The sequence below is a fragment of the Pseudoalteromonas holothuriae genome (genome assembly GCF_945859825.1).
GTDB lineage: Bacteria > Pseudomonadota > Gammaproteobacteria > Enterobacterales > Alteromonadaceae > Pseudoalteromonas > Pseudoalteromonas holothuriae.
In genome coordinates this window covers 233,885-253,355 of sequence record NZ_CAMAPC010000006.1, presented here as the reverse complement: position 1 = coordinate 253,355, position 19,471 = coordinate 233,885, and the positions used below count along the sequence as shown (strand labels likewise).

General features: G+C 40.4%; 19 protein-coding genes. 2 read left to right on the top strand and 17 right to left on the bottom strand.

The window, feature by feature from the left end:
- Nucleotides 1–210 precede the first annotated feature (210 nt).
- A complete protein-coding gene (locus OCI93_RS10515; RefSeq protein WP_261592387.1) occupies nucleotides 211–1,284 on the top strand; it encodes a DUF3083 family protein in 1,074 nt (357 codons plus the stop codon).
- 13 nt (nucleotides 1,285–1,297) lie between these two features.
- Here the strand turns inward: OCI93_RS10515 and OCI93_RS10510 are convergent, their stop codons facing one another.
- The 15 genes from OCI93_RS10510 to yceD all read right to left on the bottom strand — a co-directional run bounded on the left by OCI93_RS10510 (nucleotide 1,298) and on the right by yceD (nucleotide 16,718).
- Entirely contained in the window at nucleotides 1,298–4,939 is a 3,642-nt protein-coding gene (locus OCI93_RS10510; protein WP_261626368.1) for a two-component regulator propeller domain-containing protein, read from the bottom strand.
- A 156-nt stretch (nucleotides 4,940–5,095) separates the two neighbouring features.
- Nucleotides 5,096–6,958, bottom strand: coding sequence for an alkaline phosphatase D family protein (locus OCI93_RS10505; protein WP_261592385.1), 1,863 nt, complete (start codon nucleotides 6,956–6,958; stop codon nucleotides 5,096–5,098).
- Nucleotides 6,942–7,736, bottom strand: coding sequence for a TatD family hydrolase (locus OCI93_RS10500; RefSeq protein WP_261592384.1), 795 nt, complete (start codon nucleotides 7,734–7,736; stop codon nucleotides 6,942–6,944). The genes OCI93_RS10505 and OCI93_RS10500 overlap by 17 nt, the downstream gene beginning before the upstream one ends.
- An 8-nt stretch (nucleotides 7,737–7,744) precedes the next feature.
- On the bottom strand, nucleotides 7,745–8,071 hold the full coding sequence (locus OCI93_RS10495) for a PilZ domain-containing protein (RefSeq protein ID WP_261592383.1): 327 nt from the start codon (nucleotides 8,069–8,071) through the stop codon (nucleotides 7,745–7,747).
- Nucleotides 8,072–8,082: 11 nt separating this feature from the next.
- Nucleotides 8,083–8,979 (bottom strand): DNA polymerase III subunit delta', encoded by an 897-nt coding sequence (gene holB / locus OCI93_RS10490; protein WP_261592382.1) that lies wholly within the window; start codon nucleotides 8,977–8,979, stop codon nucleotides 8,083–8,085.
- A complete protein-coding gene (gene tmk, locus OCI93_RS10485) occupies nucleotides 8,979–9,608 on the bottom strand; it encodes a dTMP kinase (RefSeq protein ID WP_261626367.1) in 630 nt (209 codons plus the stop codon). The genes holB and tmk overlap by 1 nt, the downstream gene beginning before the upstream one ends.
- Nucleotides 9,598–10,587 carry an endolytic transglycosylase MltG gene (gene mltG / locus OCI93_RS10480; RefSeq protein ID WP_261592380.1) on the bottom strand — a complete coding sequence of 330 codons (990 nt, stop codon included), beginning with the start codon at nucleotides 10,585–10,587 and terminating at the stop codon, nucleotides 9,598–9,600. Before mltG ends, tmk begins: the two co-directional genes overlap by 11 nt.
- Nucleotides 10,584–11,369: an aminodeoxychorismate lyase gene (pabC, locus tag OCI93_RS10475; RefSeq protein ID WP_261592379.1), complete on the bottom strand. Its 786-nt coding sequence runs from the start codon at nucleotides 11,367–11,369 to the stop codon at nucleotides 10,584–10,586. The genes mltG and pabC overlap by 4 nt, the downstream gene beginning before the upstream one ends.
- Nucleotides 11,370–11,427: 58 nt before the next feature.
- Complete coding sequence (fabF, locus tag OCI93_RS10470; protein WP_261626366.1) at nucleotides 11,428–12,666, bottom strand: beta-ketoacyl-ACP synthase II; 1,239 nt, start codon at nucleotides 12,664–12,666, stop codon at nucleotides 11,428–11,430.
- A gap of 80 nt (nucleotides 12,667–12,746) precedes the next feature.
- Nucleotides 12,747–12,983 carry an acyl carrier protein gene (gene acpP / locus OCI93_RS10465; RefSeq protein ID WP_261592377.1) on the bottom strand — a complete coding sequence of 79 codons (237 nt, stop codon included), beginning with the start codon at nucleotides 12,981–12,983 and terminating at the stop codon, nucleotides 12,747–12,749.
- 218 nt (nucleotides 12,984–13,201) lie between these two features.
- Nucleotides 13,202–13,948 (bottom strand): 3-oxoacyl-ACP reductase FabG, encoded by a 747-nt coding sequence (gene fabG / locus OCI93_RS10460; RefSeq protein ID WP_261592376.1) that lies wholly within the window; start codon nucleotides 13,946–13,948, stop codon nucleotides 13,202–13,204.
- Between the two features lie 19 nt (nucleotides 13,949–13,967).
- Complete coding sequence (fabD, locus tag OCI93_RS10455; protein ID WP_261626365.1) at nucleotides 13,968–14,894, bottom strand: ACP S-malonyltransferase; 927 nt, start codon at nucleotides 14,892–14,894, stop codon at nucleotides 13,968–13,970.
- Between the two features lie 54 nt (nucleotides 14,895–14,948).
- Entirely contained in the window at nucleotides 14,949–16,001 is a 1,053-nt protein-coding gene (gene plsX, locus OCI93_RS10450; RefSeq protein WP_261592374.1) for a phosphate acyltransferase PlsX, read from the bottom strand.
- An 11-nt stretch (nucleotides 16,002–16,012) separates the two neighbouring features.
- A complete protein-coding gene (gene rpmF / locus OCI93_RS10445) occupies nucleotides 16,013–16,183 on the bottom strand; it encodes a 50S ribosomal protein L32 (protein WP_070985127.1) in 171 nt (56 codons plus the stop codon).
- A 10-nt stretch (nucleotides 16,184–16,193) separates the two neighbouring features.
- The gene (yceD, locus tag OCI93_RS10440; protein ID WP_261592373.1) at nucleotides 16,194–16,718 is read right to left on the bottom strand and encodes a 23S rRNA accumulation protein YceD; all 525 of its coding nucleotides are present in this window, start codon (nucleotides 16,716–16,718) and stop codon (nucleotides 16,194–16,196) included.
- 119 nt (nucleotides 16,719–16,837) lie between these two features.
- Between yceD and OCI93_RS10435 the strand changes: the two genes are divergently transcribed.
- Nucleotides 16,838–17,431: a Maf family protein gene (locus OCI93_RS10435; RefSeq protein ID WP_261592372.1), complete on the top strand. Its 594-nt coding sequence runs from the start codon at nucleotides 16,838–16,840 to the stop codon at nucleotides 17,429–17,431.
- Here OCI93_RS10435 and OCI93_RS10430 read toward each other — a convergent pair.
- Together OCI93_RS10430 and rluC are read right to left on the bottom strand one after the other, a co-directional pair.
- Nucleotides 17,387–18,058, bottom strand: coding sequence for an HAD-IIIA family hydrolase (locus tag OCI93_RS10430; protein ID WP_261626364.1), 672 nt, complete (start codon nucleotides 18,056–18,058; stop codon nucleotides 17,387–17,389). The genes OCI93_RS10435 and OCI93_RS10430 overlap by 45 nt on opposite strands.
- Nucleotides 18,059–19,012: a 23S rRNA pseudouridine(955/2504/2580) synthase RluC gene (gene rluC / locus OCI93_RS10425; RefSeq protein WP_261592370.1), complete on the bottom strand. Its 954-nt coding sequence runs from the start codon at nucleotides 19,010–19,012 to the stop codon at nucleotides 18,059–18,061.
- Nucleotides 19,013–19,471 lie beyond the last annotated feature (459 nt).

The following is a 19,471-nucleotide window of genomic DNA, read 5'->3' as shown; positions in this document are numbered from 1 at the left end:
ATTGGTACTGAATAACTTCGGCATTATTACAAAATACGCTGGGAACTTACAGTAAATCCTGTCCAACACTGAAAGAATTCTTCAAATGCGATACAGATATCACGATCGGCCTTAAATTTCATGACAGTTTTTGTTCTATCGCAATAAAAAAGTCATGAAAATGTTTTATAGTGCACTCATACAGTGATGTAATCCAAGGACAATTAATAAATGGCTTCAATGACACTCAACCGCGTCTATATTCCAACTAATGCGCGCAACAATCAGTATATCCTCGCAGAATTCAAACCAACAGAGCAGTTTTATAACTGTTTTGATGACTTACAAAGCTGCTACGAGCGTCTAGCTCGTCAATTGTTTGCACAATGCGATGAGTATGAACTTCATAATGTACATCTCATTGCTAATGACAAATTACCGATTGTACGTTTTCATGAAGAATCATATTGTTTGCAAACACAAAAACAAATGCTGTTTTTTTATAATCCAAAATATCACGAAGCCCATAAATCTTATTGGGATGAAAACGTAAAAGCACGCAAGATTTCTCTACTCTTTTTAGCCACTGGCAGTGATATTCGCGCAAATGCAGCAAACTTTCATATTAAGGTAAAACGCACTCTAGAAGCACTACTTGAAACCAACCAAAGTATTGGTGCTAACGCGTTAAGGGTACGCGATCATCAACACTTAACCTATGATATTTTTGCTAAGTCTAAAGGTAACAAAGAAAGTTATGGTTATAAATTAAGAAGCTTATACCCAAGATATCAGGCACGTAATTGTACGTTACCCGACACACATTCTGAAATGACATATGCCACTTTTAGCTTACCTGTTACGCGCGCTCTTAAAACTGAATATCAACATCTATTAAAACACGATGATTACAGTCAATTCTACAAAACCATAGAAGATGCTTTTTTGTCGAGTTGTGCTGAAAAACAGCTTTCACTGTGTGCGTTTGTTGCAGACGGACGTTTACCATTAGTACGAAATAGCAAAATAGATAAAAATGCTGCCAATATCGAATTACAGAAGCTCAGCTTTGATATTGAAAGTGACCAAGTGCAAAATGCTTCTATTTGGGAAAGTGATAAATTAGTTGATACAATGAATTTTGTCATCGTTGCGCACACATCCCATAAAAAGGATATGGGCTATGGACGCTTTATGAGTAACGTTGAAAGCGTGATCCGTGCCTTTGCGGATAGATTACATATAAATCCGAACAAACAGGATGTAAATATACGCTTTTTTCAACATATCAGTTACCAGTATTAAAACCTGATAGGTGTTAATACTGGCTATTATCAAATGTTTGGATTGGCACCTTAACTTTAACTTCTATACCTTGGTCAAGCTCTGACGTACAGCGGATCTCTCCCTTTAAAAGCTGTGTCACTAAATTATAAACAATGTGCATGCCAAGCCCACATCCACCTTGGCTTCGCTTTGATGTCACAAAGGGGTCAAATACTGATTTAAGCATAGCATCTGACATCCCCACTCCGTTATCTTGATAATTAAAGTACCAATAATTTTCATCCTGCTGAAGCTGGACTATCACCTGTCCTGTTGATAATTTTTCAAACCCATGAATAACAGAATTATTGAGTAAATTTGTCAAGATCTGATATACCGCGCCAGCATAGGTATGTATGTTGATGTCATCATTACCCAAAACCTGGATCTCGATATTTTTACCCTTTGTTAAAGGCTCAAGCGACGTAAAAATATCTTGCACATACGCTTTGAGATTGATTGCCCGACACACTTCACTAGATTGGTCAACAGCTACTTGTTTAAAGTTACCGATTAGATTTTGTGCTCTATCAAGATTTCTAAATATCAATTGATACCCTTCACCTTGCTCATCTAATGCTTTATTGAGATCTTTTTGGCTTAACGTTTTACTCTTTAATTTATTGGCAACCTTTCTCATACTTTCTTCATTATATGTAAGGGCAGTAAGCGCAACACCCAACGGCGTATTTATTTCATGAGCAACGCCTGCGACTAGACCTCCCAGCGATGCCATTTTTTCGCTTTCGATTAACTCATCTTGAGTCTGTTTTAACTCCATCATAGCTTGTTCTAGCTTTTGGTTTTTTTTGTAAAGCTCATCGGTGCGCATGGCAACTTTTATTTCTAACTGTTCATTAAGTGCTTGTAACGCATTTTCATGTGCTTTGAGCTGTGCGATGTCTTTTAGTGCACCAGCGATGCGAATAGCTTGGCCCCCATTTCCGCGTTTAACAACCTTGCCACGGTCTAATACCCAACTCCAATTACCATCTAAATCTTTAACACGGATAGCTATCTCATAACTTTGAGCATCCCCTCGGATGCAAGACTCCACCTTGGTTTTTAAGTACGTACAGTCTTGAGGATGAACAAACTGACCAATATCTGCTAAGGTCATTCGTGTTTGAGTAATACCATAATCAACACGCGGAGATACACTATGGCGATATATGGTGTGGTTCATTAAATGCCAATCCCACAACTCATCACCACTAGCCCAAAGAGATAGCTCTAAACGTTGCTGTAATTCCTGCATTTTTTTATTTGCTCGAACTACCTGCTGATAACGGCGTTGTCGCACACGCATGATTAACAACACAATAAGAAGTATAGTGAGTCCATAAGTTGCTTTGGAATAACTATTCCACCACCAAGGAGCCTTTACCTTAATAACAAAACGATGTTTGGGAGATTGGATATTAAATCGGTTTACCGTGTATGCTTCAACCACATATTCCCCGGGTTCCAAACGTAATAAATTAACTTGCCTAACACCGGATGCTAACTTCAACCACTTATCACTTAAGCCCAAAACACGATAATAAAACTGCTGCTGCTCAGAGCCATAATCAAGACTGGAATACTGTAAAGAGACAATGTCTTCATCATGATTTAGTACAAGCTCTTTTGCTAATTCAGGAGATGTACGTAGGTGGCCATTAGGGCTAGGTAACAATACCCGCCCCAACAATTCAATATGACTTATAAGAAGTGGTTTTTCACTCTTATCAATATTTACTTTTTGCGGATAAAATTGATTAAACCCTTTTGCCCCACCAACAAAAACTCGTCCATCAGGCGCTAACCATGCAGCATTATAATTAAATTCATTGTCTTGAATGCCATCAATTGGAGAGAAATTATGAATTGCAAAATTGGCCGTGTGAATCTGACTTAACCCGCCACTACTGCCTACCCACATATGATCATAACCATCGTATACTAAAGCCCATATAGCAGTATTAGCCAGCCCATTCGTATGCGTAATTGTACGTTCAACTTCAAAATCAGCATTAACAATAGATATGCCTAATTCACTGGCTACCCAAGTATTTTCATATTGGTCTTGCTCCAACATAAACACCAGATCTGAACTCAGCCCGTGCTGAGTAGTAATATTACGCAACCTGCCACCTTTGAACTGAAAGAGCCCATTGCCGATTGATCCAAACCACAAAGCACCGGCAACATTGCGCATGGATGAAACATGACTAGGAGCTTGAATTGATGGGTGAAAATATGGCTCTAGCTTATTTTTTCCTTCGACATATTTGAGCAAACCTGACGTTCGAGAACTTATTAATAAATCGCCTTTGTACTCAAGCATACTATTAAAGGTAAGTTCAGGCCCATTACCAAAATCTGGTTTAAGGTGCTCTAAGCGCGCATTTTCAAAATCATACTTAATAACTCCATTACCTCTGGTTGTGACCCACAACTGCTCTTCAATAATTGCTACTTTAGTAATAAAGCTGTTGTCTAACACATCCAACGAAGGATAGATTTTGTTTGCAGCGATAAATCCCTGACCATCAAATATAAATAGCCCACTTGATGTGCCAAACCACAGTCTGTCTTGCTTATCAATAGCAAAACTTCGTATATCCGAACTCAGTAAAGGTGATTGGGTATAACTGTGTTGGCTGACATGGCCAAAAGACTCACTTAACTGGCTTAAAAAGTGTAAACCTCTTGTTTCAGTTCCAAGCCAGAGATCCTGATTTGCGTCTCTCATCACCGTAATAACATTGTTATCCAGTAATCCATTAGTTTGCATACTGCGCTTGTACCAATGATTGAGAAGTTGTCCCTGCCTATCTAACAGGTATAAGCCATTATTAGTTGCTACAAGTACTTCATCGGCATTCACAATCACATTATGTAATGTGATATTTGTATCGTTGGTAAAACTTCTAGACCACAATACACGCTCATACAAGGTGTCATAGTTAACCAGTTTTTGCATTTTGCTTATAAGAACGATGCGCTGGGCTGAAAAACTCATTTTTTCATATTCCCCACCAAGCAGTAATATGGCTTCAGAAGATTGCTTTGTATATTTCATTAACCCTTGATCACTCAAGAAATAATATGCACCATTGCGTTCAATTACATTGCGAATGAAGCGCCCTGGCAAAATCACTTTACTAGGCTTTAAGGTCGTTTGACTTACTTGATAAACATCGCTATCTTCCAAAGAAACAACCACATTAGGGCCATTGCAATCTAAAGAGATAACTCTATCTGATGCAACTTCTGGGTATTGCTCAGATAAGAATGAGGTAAAATGCCCATGGGTGCTATGATAAACACTCAGACCTGTGCGAGTACCGACCCACACTTTATCTGCACTGATGCATAAGTCAGTGACAAAGCCTCCAGCAAGGCTATTTGGGTCTTGTTGTCTTGGTTTAAATTGTTTAAATTCATGCCCATCAAAGCGATTGAGCCCAGCCTGAGTACCAACCCATACATATCCATATTGATCTTGTGCTAATGCTGTAACGGTAACTTGACTTAAGCCATTATTATAATCGTAATGGCGCATGATTTGAGCAGTATCTGAAAACTGCGGTACTGCATAGGCAAAGTTAATTACCAATACTAAGCATAAACACCATTTAAGTTGCATACATTGCCGAATAAAAAGGGCTTTAGATAAAATATAGCAAAGAGTTGGCGGTTATAAAGTGGCAATACTTTTACAGGGACAGCAAACGTTTATGGTGGCAAGAGTACAAATTGAATGACAGCGCTGTTAAATCGACATGAGAACATGTTAAGCACACTAATCAGTTTCTAGAGAGAACTCTTGTACCCTACCATCATGATGTAGCAATTGATATCGAACTAATTCCGCTTGCTCTAACGTGATCAAACTTATAGCGCTATCAGATACTAAATAGGGTTTATTGCTCGACGAACCAAGCAGTGGGTGTTTGTTCACTTCCATATGCCAACGCTTGGTAAAGTAATTTAGTGGGCTCCATGGTGCGTACAACATGGAGTCTAATTTATCTAAACACTTGATTAATTTTTTCGGAAACTCATTCTTGATACCCGACGCTGTTAGTTGCCAAATTCTATTATGATGTTTACCAAATCGACTTTGTACAGAAAAACAAAACGAATAATGAACATCGCCCGATAATATAATCGTTTCTTTTGGTGTATCAGAGCGTCTAAATATCTCTAATAACTTACGAGCAGAGCCTTCATGTGCCATCCAGTTTTCAACATCGACTAATAATGGCTGACCAAAAAAATTAAATACCGATTGAATAGCTTCGATAGATTTAACCCCAAATACAGGCGCTGGTGACACTAAGATGACGGCACTGTGATCCAGTAGTGTGTCTTCTAACTCCATGAGCATTTCCCAATCTAATAATCCACTGGGCTCATTAAAGTTTTGCTCATTACGCCAACGGTGAGTACGCGTATCCATAACCACTACTTTCGGCACTGTTTCTAAGCAGTAATGCCAATTTTTAAACCTATTGAGCGCTTTATCTAAGGCTTTAAACTGCCATGTATTGCCCTCTAAGCTTCTTTCAAATTCAGCGCTTAAAGCACCACTATGACGCATCGCATCATTACCCAAGCCTTGAAATAACCAATAGCTTAGTAACCCACTATTAATAATCCGCCGACTACTTTGATGTGCCGCTATGGCTTGTTCCCAGCGTGCAGTCAAGTTCCAGTCATCTGTAACATCATGATCGTCAAACATCATCAAGGTCGAGATATTGGCAAACAGCCTCTGCGCTCTGGGCAAGTCATCAACATATTGAGTTATAGTTTGCAGTTGGGTATCAAAAGACTTTTTAAACTTAGGGTTTATACCTTGATAAGTTAGCTTATGCGGGTCGATTAATTGCCAGCAAACTGCACTAAAATTAAGTAAATAGCATGCAACAAACTCTTGGAAGTAGACTAAATGATTACCTGCACTCATGCTTGTAAAATGTGCTTCACCACGTTTAAACCAGTAACTAAAGCTATATTTAGGACATTGCTGCCATGGTGTTTTTGGTAAAAAATTATGCCGATTATAAAGTTGTTGTTGCATGTCATGTGGTAATTGTGCGACGTGGGCTTGTTCTTTGTATATACCCAGCACCTCAACTAGCTGTGCTATTGCCAGCAACATTGGTCCTGCAACATCATCTGCATAAATTTGATCGCCGGACATCAAAAGTAAGTTTGGTGCTGCCTCCCCCGCTGCTTTTTTATTTTCAAGCAAAGCGTCTGCGGCAGCTAAACTATCTCGGCTTGAATGATGTGGATTTCGGCAAGACCCATGCAATATTTGCTGTAATTGCTTGGGCACAATACACTGAGCTGATGCCTGTGATGGATAGCAAAAAGCTTCTAAGTCATAACGCAAGTCATCCAAGAACAGTTGATAGTCAAGCGTAATATCTGCTGCAAACAATCCAGACACAGGGCGCACTAGCAGCAAATGAACGAAACAGTGCTCGCCTAAGCGAAATGTTTTTTGCTCACTAACACATTGATAGTCAGCAATTTCAATTGTAACTGTATACGACTGGCTTGTTACCAATTGAAAACAAATTTGGCCCTGTTCAGCTCGTCTGAGCATCGGGCCAAGTAATAATTGTGGTAATGCGCTAGCTTGCTGTAACATCTGAGCGACATGCCAAGCTAAATAAGTTGTAAAAGTTGTTAGTCGTTGCTTTGGCTAATGCTTCATAGCCAATTCCTTTCAAATCCGCGATATAATAAGCCACATCCTGTACATACGCAGGTTGATTAGTTTTGCCTCTATGTGGAACAGGTGCCAAATAAGGGGAGTCTGTCTCGATAAGTAAGCGATCTAACGGAATTTTTTTAACCACTTCTTTTAACTCAACTGCATTTTTAAATGTAACAATCCCAGAAATAGAAATATAAAAGCCTAAGTCTAACGCTTGTTTGGCCATCGCCCAATCCTCTGTAAAACAGTGTAAAACACCTCCACAGTTTTGTGCATTATGTGCCTTCATTAAGTCAATGGTATCCGCTTTGGCATCTCGAGTATGAATGATCAATGGCTTGTTAAGCTCATTTGCAACCTCAATATGCCCGACAAAACTATCCTGTTGAACTTTATGCGTGTCTTTTGAGTAATAATAATCAAGCCCAGTTTCACCAATTGCAACTACTTTAGAATGATCCGCCAATGATGCCAACTTGGCTTTATCAAGTACATCTTTTTGGTCTAAAGGATGAACACCGCATGATGCTGATACATCATTATAATGAGAAATAGCATCAAGCATATTAGGAAACTGCTCTAATGTGACGCTGACACACAAAAAGTGCTCTACTTGTTTAGCTCGTGCTGCCGTCAAAATTTCAGGTAACTGTTGCCCTAACTTATCGAAGTCGAGCCTATCTAAATGACAATGTGAATCTACAATCATAACTACTCTTACATGGTGTAGGTGGGTTTATCAGAGTTTAGGGCCGTGCCTAACTGCTTAATAATTCTATCGTTGACTCTGTCAAGGTCCTCAACAAAGCTCACACCAATCCCTGGTGGGTTAGAGTTTTGAGCACCTTGTGGAGTTATCCACACCACTTTGCCAACTATTTCATGATCTTCAATCTCATCAGGCAAAGTGACACGCAGCTTTACGCTTTGCCCTAGCTCAAAACGCGCATTACTTTTAACAAATAAACCACCTTGCTTTAAGGCAGCCATATAACAACGATATAATTCATCTAACTCTTGAAGGTCTATAAGCAGTTCTTGCACTGGCTATCCTATTACACTGTATTTTTTAATGTATTAACTAACTTATTGAGCCCCAGTGATTGGTTTAAACCCAATATTTGTTGTGTATCAGACATATATTGATCAAGCGCTACCTGCGCTCGACTGTAAGCTTGATAAGACAAATCACCAAGCAGCTTTGCTTTTAGCTGTTGCTGAATAAACAAGCATAAAACGTTCACTAATTCAGGCGACTCACTCAGTATTGCCTGTACCTGTGAGAAATTATGACTTGCTTTTATATCACATGCAAACTTGTATAACGTATCTATTTGTCCAAGCTGTTCATCTAAATACCACTGCTGTACTTTCAAAGGCTGCTGATAAAAATATTTTAACCACGAATAACTTACACCCAATGGTAATTGTGTCTCTATCCAGTTCATTGCTGAGTTGCTATCACTCACTGCAACTTTAACCTTGCTACACCGACTTAAAATTGTCGCTGATAATTGGCTGATATCATCACAAGTAAGTAATAGGTAACGCCCAACATTTGGTTCTTCAAGGGTTTTCAAAAGTGCATTGGCAGCAGAGTGAGTCATTTTCTGTGCATTAATTATAATTGCAACTTTGCTGCCCCCTTGTTGTGCTGAGTGATGCACAAAGCTTGCTAAATCACGAATTGCATCTACCGATATACTTTGCCCTTGTGGTGCTATTACTAATAAGTCTGGATGTGTATTTGCACTAAGCAAAACACAACTTTTACATTTTCCACAAGCACTTAGACTTTGTTCATGTTCACATAGCAAAGCTTTAGACAACTGATCCGCCAGCGATTTTTTACCTACTCCCGCTAAACCATGTAATAATTGCGCATGGTGAAACCGCTGTTGTTGTTGACTTTTAAACAATCGCTGCCAAAGCGTCGTTTGCCACTCATACATTAGCCGAAAACTCTTTTATAAAACTGCGCTAAAGCTGCCACAATATCTGCGTGCACTTTGTCCATAGTCTGATCAGCATTGACTATCACACAATGCTCATCTTGTTTTGCCAACTCTAAATATCGTGCTCTTGTGCGCTCAAAAAAGCTTAACGCTTCGAGCTCAATTCTATCCAGCTCCCCACGGCCTTTCGCACGCGCAAGTCCTACAGCAGGTGGTATATCTAAATAAACAGTCAGGTCTGGTTTAAGTCCATTTAACACTATGTTAGATAATGAGCATAACGTACTTTCTGGCAAACCACGACCGCCCCCTTGATATGCTTGAGATGACATATCGTGTCTATCCGCAAGTACCCACTGACCCTGCTCTAGTGATGGCCTTATAACATTGTGAAGTAGCTGAGAACGGGCTGCATACATCAATAACAATTCAGTTTCACTGGCCACTTGCTCTGTATGCTGCTGTTTAATCAAATCGCGTAATGATTCAGCTAATGGCGTTCCTCCTGGTTCTCGAGTTTGCACAAAGTTTATATCATGTTGCTTTAAAAATTGCTGGCAAATTGCCATCGCAGTTGACTTACCTGCACCTTCTAAGCCCTCAATTACAATAAATTTAGCTGTCATTACTTCTCTTTAAAATATATTTTTGAACGGCTTGATTATGTTCACGCAAGCTCTTAGAAAATTGATGTTGACCATTACCTTTAGACACAAAATAGTAGTATGGCGTTTGCGCAGGCTGAGTAGCTGCATAAACGGCATCAGTAGATGGCATAGCAATGGGGGTTGGCGGTAATCCATTTATTCTATAGGTATTATACGGCGTATATTGCTTCAAATCACTGCGCTTGATATCACCATCAAACTTTTGACCTAAGCCATAAATGACTGTCGGATCTGTTTGTAACCGCATGTTACGATTTAAGCGGTTAACGAATACTGATGCAATGGTTGAACGTTCTGGTTCATAACCTGTTTCTTTTTCAATGATCGACGCCAAAATTAACACTTGATATGGGTCGTCCAATGGCAGTTCATCAATACGTTGCTGCCAAGCATCAGTTAACACCAATTGCATTCGCTCTGCGGCTCTATTGAGTAGAGCTGATGCTTTAGTGTAAGCCTCATAATAATAGGTCTCAGGCAGCAACCACCCCTCGGGATTACCATCCACTTTTAACTCCGCCAATAACTGCTGCTCATCTTTTGGATAATCAATGAATAAGCTCTTGCTCAGTTTATTTAAGACACTATTATATGTTTCTCCCGCAATAATCGTAAAACTAAATTGCTTTTGCTCGCCTCTATGTATCTTAGCTACTGCATCGAGTACACTCAAATTAGCTAATTCATAAACACCCGCTTTGAGCTGAAATTGTTCTGGGACCAATTTAGAATACACTTGATATTTAAAACACGAATCTATAAAACCATGTGCTTGCCAGTCATAGCATAAGTGATTGAAGCCAACACCTGACTTGACCTCATAGAATTCACCATCAAACTTAAAAGGCGCGTTTTGAATACCTTGAAACTGATGGATGATAAAAGCCACTCCCACACAATTGAACAAAGCAAAAATCAATAGTATTTTTTTTATCATAACATCCCTGACTCTAATTGAGTTTGCAGCAGTTTCGCAAGCGATAAATCAAATTCATTTGTCCCTAACGACCTAACAAATGCGCAACCTAGTAGGCTATTACACACAAATAAGGCATCCATTTCTAGTATTTCCTCAACCTTTATCCGCCTTTGCTCAATCTTGTTGTGCTTAGCAAGGTGTTGCAAATATACGCCTGAAATACCACATTTGTTCAAAATAGGCGTGAATGCCCTACCCGCTTTAACAGCAATAAGATTACCCACACTGGTTTCAACTACGTCGCTGTTGATATCACAAACGAGTACGTCATCACAGGAGTATTTTTCAGCATCTTGTTTTATCAAGACCTGCTCCAAACGATTGAGCGTTTTTAAACCTGCAAGCAACGGTTGATGGCCCAGTTGAATAGCACTATATTGAAGTGCTAAACCTCGTTGTAATAATTCAGGGTAATGAGTCGGATAGTGTGATGTTTGTAAAATAACGTGCGGATGAGCCTGCTTCGGCGGCAAATAACCTCTGCCGCCAACACCTCGCGTTATAATAACTTTCAAAACGCCATACTCTAATTTTTGACTTTCAACGTTACAGCGTTCATTTAACGTTTGCCAATCAAGCGAAGGGAACTGTAAGCGCTGTTGGCATTCTTTCAAACGATTTAAATGCCGGTCCCAAAGTAATATTTGCCCACCCTGTACTTGTGCGGTGGTAAAAAAACCATCACCGTATAACAAACCTCGATCGTAATCAGAGACTGAATGTGCTTCAATAATTTCCATTTATCACCCACAAAAAAGCCCGGCATTGCCAGGCTCTTCATATTATGCCAATTCGCCATTATACCTTTTTAAATAACAACGAGCCATTGGTTCCACCGAAACCAAATGAGTTACACAATGCATATTCGAGTTTTGCATCTCTGGCGATATGAGGTACATAGTCTAAATCACACCCTTCATCTGGGTTATCTAGGTTAATTGTTGGTGTTACTTGTTGATTAACCAAAGATAAAGCAGTGATAATAGACTCAACAGAACCCGCAGCACCAAGCAGGTGTCCCATCATAGACTTAGAAGAACTCACCATAACGTTATGTGCAGCATCACCAAATATCGTTTTTACTGCTTGCGTTTCAGCTTTATCACCAGCGTTTGTAGAAGTACCATGTGCATTAATATAGCCCACTTGATCAGCATTAATTCCTGCATCATTTAATGCATTCGTCATTGCCAATGCCGCACCTGCACCATCTTCTGGTGGCGAAGTCATATGATATGCATCACCACTCATACCAAAGCCAACTAGCTCAGCATAGATTTTTGCACCACGTGCTTTAGCATGCTCGTACTCTTCAAGTACCATGACACCAGCGCCGTCAGCGAGTACAAAACCATCTCGGTCTTTATCCCATGGACGAGACGCTGCTTGTGGGTCTTCATTGCGTGAAGACAATGCACGTGCCGCACAAAACCCACCCATCCCAATAGGAGTAGACGCCTTTTCAGCACCACCTGCAACCATCGCATCTGCATCACCATATGCAATCATACGTGCAGCATGACCAATATTGTGTAAACCCGTCGTACATGCGGTAACGATTGAAATATTTGGACCTCGTAGATTATGCATAATCGACAAATGACCCGAAATCATATTAATAATGGTTGAAGGTACGTAGAACGGTGATAGTTTACGAGGGCCACTATTGAGCAATTTAATGTGGTTTTCTTCAATTAGTGTTAAGCCACCAATGCCAGAGCCAACGGCCACGCCAACTCGATGCGCATTATCATCAGTCACTTCAAGACCAGAATCTTGAATCGCTTGCACACCCGCAGCTATACCATACTGGATAAATAGATCCATTTTTTTGGCTTCTTTCTTCGCCATGTATTGAGTGGCATCAAAATCGTTGACTAAGCCTGCAAATTTAGTTGAAAAGGATGATGTATCAAAGTGAGTGATGTTTTCGATGCCGCTACGGCCATCTAATAAGCCCTGCCAGGTTGATGCTACATCATTACCCAGCGGCGTCAACATACCCAAGCCAGTTACTACGACTCGACGTTTAGCCACGGTTTCCTCCAAAAAGGAATTAGTATTTTATGAGGGGATAAAAACTAGGGGCAACGAGCGCTGCCCCGAGTGTTCGCTAATTACTCAGCGTGAGCAGTAACGTAATCGATCGCTGCTTGAACAGTAGTGATCTTCTCTGCTTCTTCATCAGGGATCTCAGTATCGAACTCTTCTTCAAGAGCCATTACAAGCTCAACAGTATCAAGTGAGTCAGCACCTAAATCATCTACAAAAGACGCTTCTGATTTAACTTCTTCTTCTTTAACACCTAGTTGCTCGATAATGATTTTTCTTACGCGTTCTTGAATATCGCTCATTCTTCTTTCCTTTATTAAAACGCATTTGCGTTATTTTCAGATTGCGGCGTAGTTTACGGCGCATAATCCTGTGATTCAAGGATTTGCTCAGAATTTTTTATCTGGTCAAACCTCTCTACTCATATTTTCTACTTTTATCGCTTATTTTAATAGCAATTTCAAGTCTGTTTGCTGCAAGATCATAAAAAATTAAAACTAAAATTATCTACTTTGCAACTTTATACCATGTACATCGCGCCATTTACGTGCAATGTTTCACCAGATATGTATGCAGCAGCATCAGAGGCTAAATAACATACGGCTGCAGCAATTTCTTCAGGTTGACCTAAGCGTCCAGCCGGAACATTTGCAAGCGTAGCTGCTTTTTGTTCGTCTGTTAACTCGTTAGTCATATCTGTTTGAATAAACCCTGGCGCAATAACGTTAACAGTAATACCGCGAGAAGCAACCTCACGTGCTAAGGATTTTGAGAATCCAATAACACCCGCTTTTGCAGCGGCATAATTAGCTTGTCCTGCGTTACCCATAGTACCAACTACAGAGCCAATGTTAATAATACGACCCGATTTTTTCTTCATCATGGGCCGCAATACCGCTTTTGACAGTCGATAAATAGAACTTAAGTTAGTATCGATAATATCGTCCCACTCACTTTCTTTCATACGCATTAATAAATTATCGCGAGTAATACCTGCATTATTAACGAGGACATCTACATCACCGAGATCCGCCTTGATAGCCGCAAGTGTACTCGCGATAGAATCAACATCAGTAACGTTAAGTGCATAACCTTTACCATTAGCACCTAAATATTCACTAATTTTCTCAGCGCCTGATTCGCTGGTTGCTGTGCCAGCAACCTTAGCACCTTGTGCAACCAATTGATTAGCAACGGCTTTACCGATACCGCGACTAGCCCCAGTTACCAAAATAACTTTACCTTCTAATGAAAATAATTTACTCATCGTCTTTGTTCTTCTCTCATTATTGTGCCGCCGCTATCGATGTAGTGTCATTAACTGCACTACAAGCAACAGATTTATCAATTCGTTTAACTAGGCCAGTAATAACTTTACCTGGTCCAAACTCATATGCTTGTGTTATACCTTGCTTTGCCAATAGTTGAACTGTCTCCGTCCAACGAACTGGACTATATAGTTGACGTACTAGTGCATCCTTTATTTCTTGTTCTGATACTGAAACGGTTACATCCACATTATTAATAACTTCTGTCGATGCATTGCCGAACTCTAAATCAGCTAAATCTGCCGCTAACTTTCGTGCCGCTGGCTTCATTAATGCACAATGTGAGGGCACACTTACAGCCAATGGCAATGCACGTTTTGCTCCGGCTTCTTTACACGCTAGTGAAGCACGCTCAACTGCTTCTTTGTGACCTGCAATGACAACTTGACCAGGAGAGTTGTAATTAACTGGCGACACTATTTGCTCAAGCGCCGAATTAACGCATGCAGTCTCAATGGCCGCATCATCTAAACCAATGATCGCCGCCATAGAGCCAACACCTGCAGGCACAGCTTCTTGCATATATAAACCGCGCTTTTCAACCAGCTTTACTGCTTCACTTAATGGTAATACCCCTGCGCAAACTAAAGCCGAGTATTCACCTAAACTATGGCCTGCCATAATGACGTCTTTACCTTGATTACTCTCAAGCCAATACCTGTAAATTGCAACACTTGCAGTTAATAAAGCAGGTTGCGTTCGGTGTGTTTGATTAAGCTCGTCTTCAGGCCCCTGTAGCACCATCGATGCAAGGTCATATCCCAATGCAGCAGAAGCTTCAGCAAATGTGTGCTTCACAACCTTTGATGACTCTAACAGTTCTGACAACATGCCAACGGCTTGAGAGCCTTGACCGGGGAATAAAAGTGCAATTCTTTGTGACATTTATAGTGCTCTTCTAGTAATAGTTACGCCACGTGAATTCTAGACAAAAGTAAATCATTTGCTGAATGACGATGACGGATGTTCTGATTTTGATGCTATGTGCGCAAAAGTAGCTTGAATTTTTTCTGGAATACAGCGCTCTACTTCTTGGGCAGCTTCCTCAATCGCAGCAAGAAATGCTTTATTTGAAGCATTTCCATGGCTTTTCACAACAATGCCCCGCAATCCTACCAGACTAGCACCGTTATACTGGTCGGGGTTCACCCTTTTATAGAGCTTTTTTATTATAGGGCGTAAGACAAATGCGATGAGACGATAAAAAGCATGCTTTTTTAGTGCTTTTGTAAACTTATGCATAATAAGTTTAGCAATGCCTTCACATGTTTTAAGCGCGACGTTACCAACAAACCCTTCACACACTATCACGTCGGCTTTACCAGAAAACATATCACTGCCTTCACAGTAACCTTGATAATTAATGTGCTCACAATTTTTCATCAATTGCGCTGCTTGTTTAATACCATCATGCCCTTTTATATCTTCTGAACCAATATTGAGTAAATACACTTTAGGCTGAGCTAAATCTAACGCTTGACCTGCAACAATGGACCCCATAATGCCAAATTCAAATAACGTTTGGCCATCACAGTGAACATTAGCGCCTAAATCTAACAGATACACAGGTTGTTTTTTTTCTGTGGGAACGGCAGAGATCAATGCAGGACGTTTAATACCAGGCAGCATTTTTAATACATAATGCGCCATAAAAAACAACGCGCCAGTATTGCCAGAACTAACACAAGCTTGTGCTTCACCAGATTTGACTAAATCCAGTGCGATACGCATTGACGAGGCTTTTTTATTTCTTAAGGCATGCGCTGGTTCACAGCTATTAGTAACGACTTCAGTGCAGTGTTTAATGACTAATCTAGGGTGATTAAGTGAGTCGAGCTTACTAAGGCCATCGCTGATAACGGCTTCGTTACCGCAAAGGAGCAGCACCAGATTACAATGCTTGTTAACAGCAGTGACTGCTGCCGGGATAGATGAACGGGGGCCGTAATCGCCCCCCATCATATCTAACGCTATGGTTAGATGAGTTAGCATAAAGCAATCTCTTAGTTAGAAATTACTTTAACGCCTTTGTAGTAACCATCTGCAGTCACGTGGTGACGACGATGAGTCTCACCTGATACTTGATCTACAGTTAAAGCTGGTCCACTGATAGCATCGTGTGAACGACGCATACCACGTCTTGCGCGAGACTTTTTGCTTTTTTGTACTGCCATTAGCCTTCTCCTAAGAATCTTTCTTAAGTTGTTTTAAAATTTCAAATGGATTTGGTTTGTTCTCTTGCGACTCTATATCCCCGAAGCTGGCAGGCTTCTCAGAATAGGCGCATGATGCTTCGTCATGGGTAGGAACTATAGGAATAGCCAAAATCGTTTCGTCTTCTATAAGTTGACGAAGATTGATTTCACCTTCTTCATTTAGCTCTGCCATATCGTAGCAATCGGGAAGATCATCTGACTCTGAACCTAATCCAACAGGAGAATAAGCAAAGTCTTGTACCAAATCCAACCCTAATTCATCATTACATCGCTGACAAATAACAGTCAGGTGTGCGCGAATAGTTCCGCTAACAACAACTAACCCTTGTTCATCATTTTTGCAATGAATGTTTACCGCTATTTCACCTGATTGATCTTGTACAACTTGCTCTAATCGAGAAAGCTCTTCAAGCTGCACAGTTCCGTCATAACTTAAACGACGCTGAGCGGCTCTACAAGGATCAAGGGTGACGGGAATTTTCACCTTTTGCATAGGGGCTGCATCATATAGATAGTTAGTAGTTTAGTCAAAATAAAAATCAAACTTTCCTTTGTTTTTCGCGTTATTGCGCCCTATCCTAGCAACACGTTTAAATTGACCTGCGAGTATTAATGAAAATACCCTTTATTTTAGCCTCAAGTTCTGTATTTAGGCAGTCTATTTTTAAAAAACTTAACTTACCCTTTGAAAGCTTCTCACCGGATATTGATGAAAGCCCATTGAAGAATGAAACCGCAGAACAACTTGTAATAAGGCTCAGTGAGTGCAAAGCTCGTAGCGCTTTAAAACACTTTAATAGCGGTTTAGTAATTGGCTCAGACCAAGTAGCACTACACAACGGTCAAATATTAGGAAAACCGCATAACAAGAAGAATGCGATCAAACAGTTAAGTACATTTAGTTCAGACAAGGTCACTTTTTTAACGGGATTATGCCTGTTTGACATCAAGAATAATAAGTCCAAAACCATTGTTGAGCCATTCTCGGTGTATTTTAAAACCCTGACTTTGTCACAAATCGAAGCCTATTGTGATGCTGAGAAGCCTTATCAATGTGCTGGCAGCTTTAAAAGTGAGGGGTTAGGTATTTGCTTGTTTGATAAACTTGAGGGAGACGACCCAAATAGCCTTATCGGCCTCCCTTTGATTCGACTGAATGAATTACTCGCAGAGCATGGAATCGATGTGCTTGCGCTGCAGGAATGATTCTAACTGCTGGTAATTCTCACAAATAGTCAGTGCACTGCTTTGTTGTAACTGCTCTGCACTGGCTGCACCACAACTCATCGCAATAGCATCAACACCCGCATTTTCTGCCATTTTCATGTCTAATAATGAATCACCTATCATCACCGCATCTTCAATAGCTATATCAAGCTCATCAAGGATCTGGTTGATCATATCAGGACTGGGTTTGGAATTCGCTTCATCTGCAGTGCGTGTTGTCACAAAATATTGACCTAAGCCTGTTTGCAACAACATACGCTCTAAACCAGCACGACTTTTACCTGTTGCCACAGCAAGCAATACACCTTGCGATTTTAACTGATGAATAGAGTTATGCGCGTTATCAAATAGCGGCGTGGCAGTATTATCGCCATGCACATACTGATGCTGATATGCCTTTATTAGCGCAGCCCAATGCTGATTGTCATCAGGAAACAAGGTCGCTACTGCGGTATCTAGCGATAAACCTATTATAGCAGCCGCTTTATCATCGCAAGGCACCGAAACACCCACTTTTTCGGCAGCTAATTTTAAGGTATTAACAATTTTTGGCACTGAATCCATTATCGTGCCGTCCCAATCAAAAATGACTAATTTGTACTGCATTCACTCTTGCCTTAATGTCGTCAAACAGTTTGTAAGTGCCTTATCTAATGGCGCCTCGACGTGCAACGTTGTCTCTGTTTTTGGGTGTAAGAAACGTAAATCATGGGCATGTAGAAATAATCGACCTAAGCCCCGCGAGCGCATTTTTGAATCAAATACTTGATCGCCATATTTATCATCACATGCAATTGGGTGGCCTTTACACTGGGTGTGAACACGGATCTGGTGCGTGCGCCCTGTGACAGGTGATGCTTGAACTAGCGTACAGTCACTAAAACGTTCCAGCACTCTAAAGCGAGTATGAGACGCTTTGCCTTGCTCTTCATCAACCCGAACTACCCTCTCACCCGATTGTAAGGTGTTTTTTCTCAGTGGTTCTGTTACATTTTTTATCTTTGCAGCCCATTCACCTGTCACTAATGCCCAATAGTTTTTTTCCATGGTTTTTTCACGCAATTGTTCGTGTAAACCTTTTAAAATTGAACGTCGTTTAGAAATAAGTAAACACCCTGACGTGTCTCTATCTAGGCGGTGGACTAACTCTAAGCTTTTTTCTTCAGGTCTAAGTGCTCTGAGTGCCTCAATAAGACCATAGCTCAAACCACTACCACCATGCACTGCCATACCAGACGGTTTATTTATAACAATCAGATATTTATCTTCAAATATAATCGCATCTTCTAACGCAGAAACCTTATCTAAATTTCGTGGTACGAACTCTTCTCGTTCTGCAGTTCTAATGGGAGGAATACGCACGAGGTCATCTATTTGCAAACGATAAACAGGTTTAACACGTTTTTTATTTACACGTACTTCTCCTTTGCGCAAAATTTTATAAACCGCACTCTTTGGTACACCTTTTAGATGAGTTACCAAAAAGTTATCTACACGTTGACCTTCTTGGTCTTCGGTAATGGTAACAAAGCTAACTTTTAAACCGGATTTTTCTGACATTGCCTAATCACTGATTTGAGTAATAATTTAGTTGCTATCACGAGGGTATTAGTGGGATAATCGGCTCGCATTTTTTGCGAAACCGCTTTTTAATCGCAAAATACTAGTCGTGAAGCACATCTGGGTGTCAGATCATACAGATTGAAGCTAGGATTTCCAAAGCTTTTGTCACACCCGAACAAACACGTGCGTTTAACACCTTATGATGAGCGTAATAGATCGTAAGTGGAGTTGAGCATGATTAAATATATAAAAAGCAAAAATAAAGATATTTGTCTGATAGTTAACAGCAGCGAGCTATTTAGCCCGTGCGAAAAACCAAATGCGAAATGCATTGCCCAATGCTTGCTGCAGGTGTAAAAAACACTAGCAAAGTACATTGCTTGGCAAGGTTAATGTGAATTGTTCCCGCTTTCCCCAGTCGTGAGACTGCATTAAAACCAAAGGAACACTAAATCG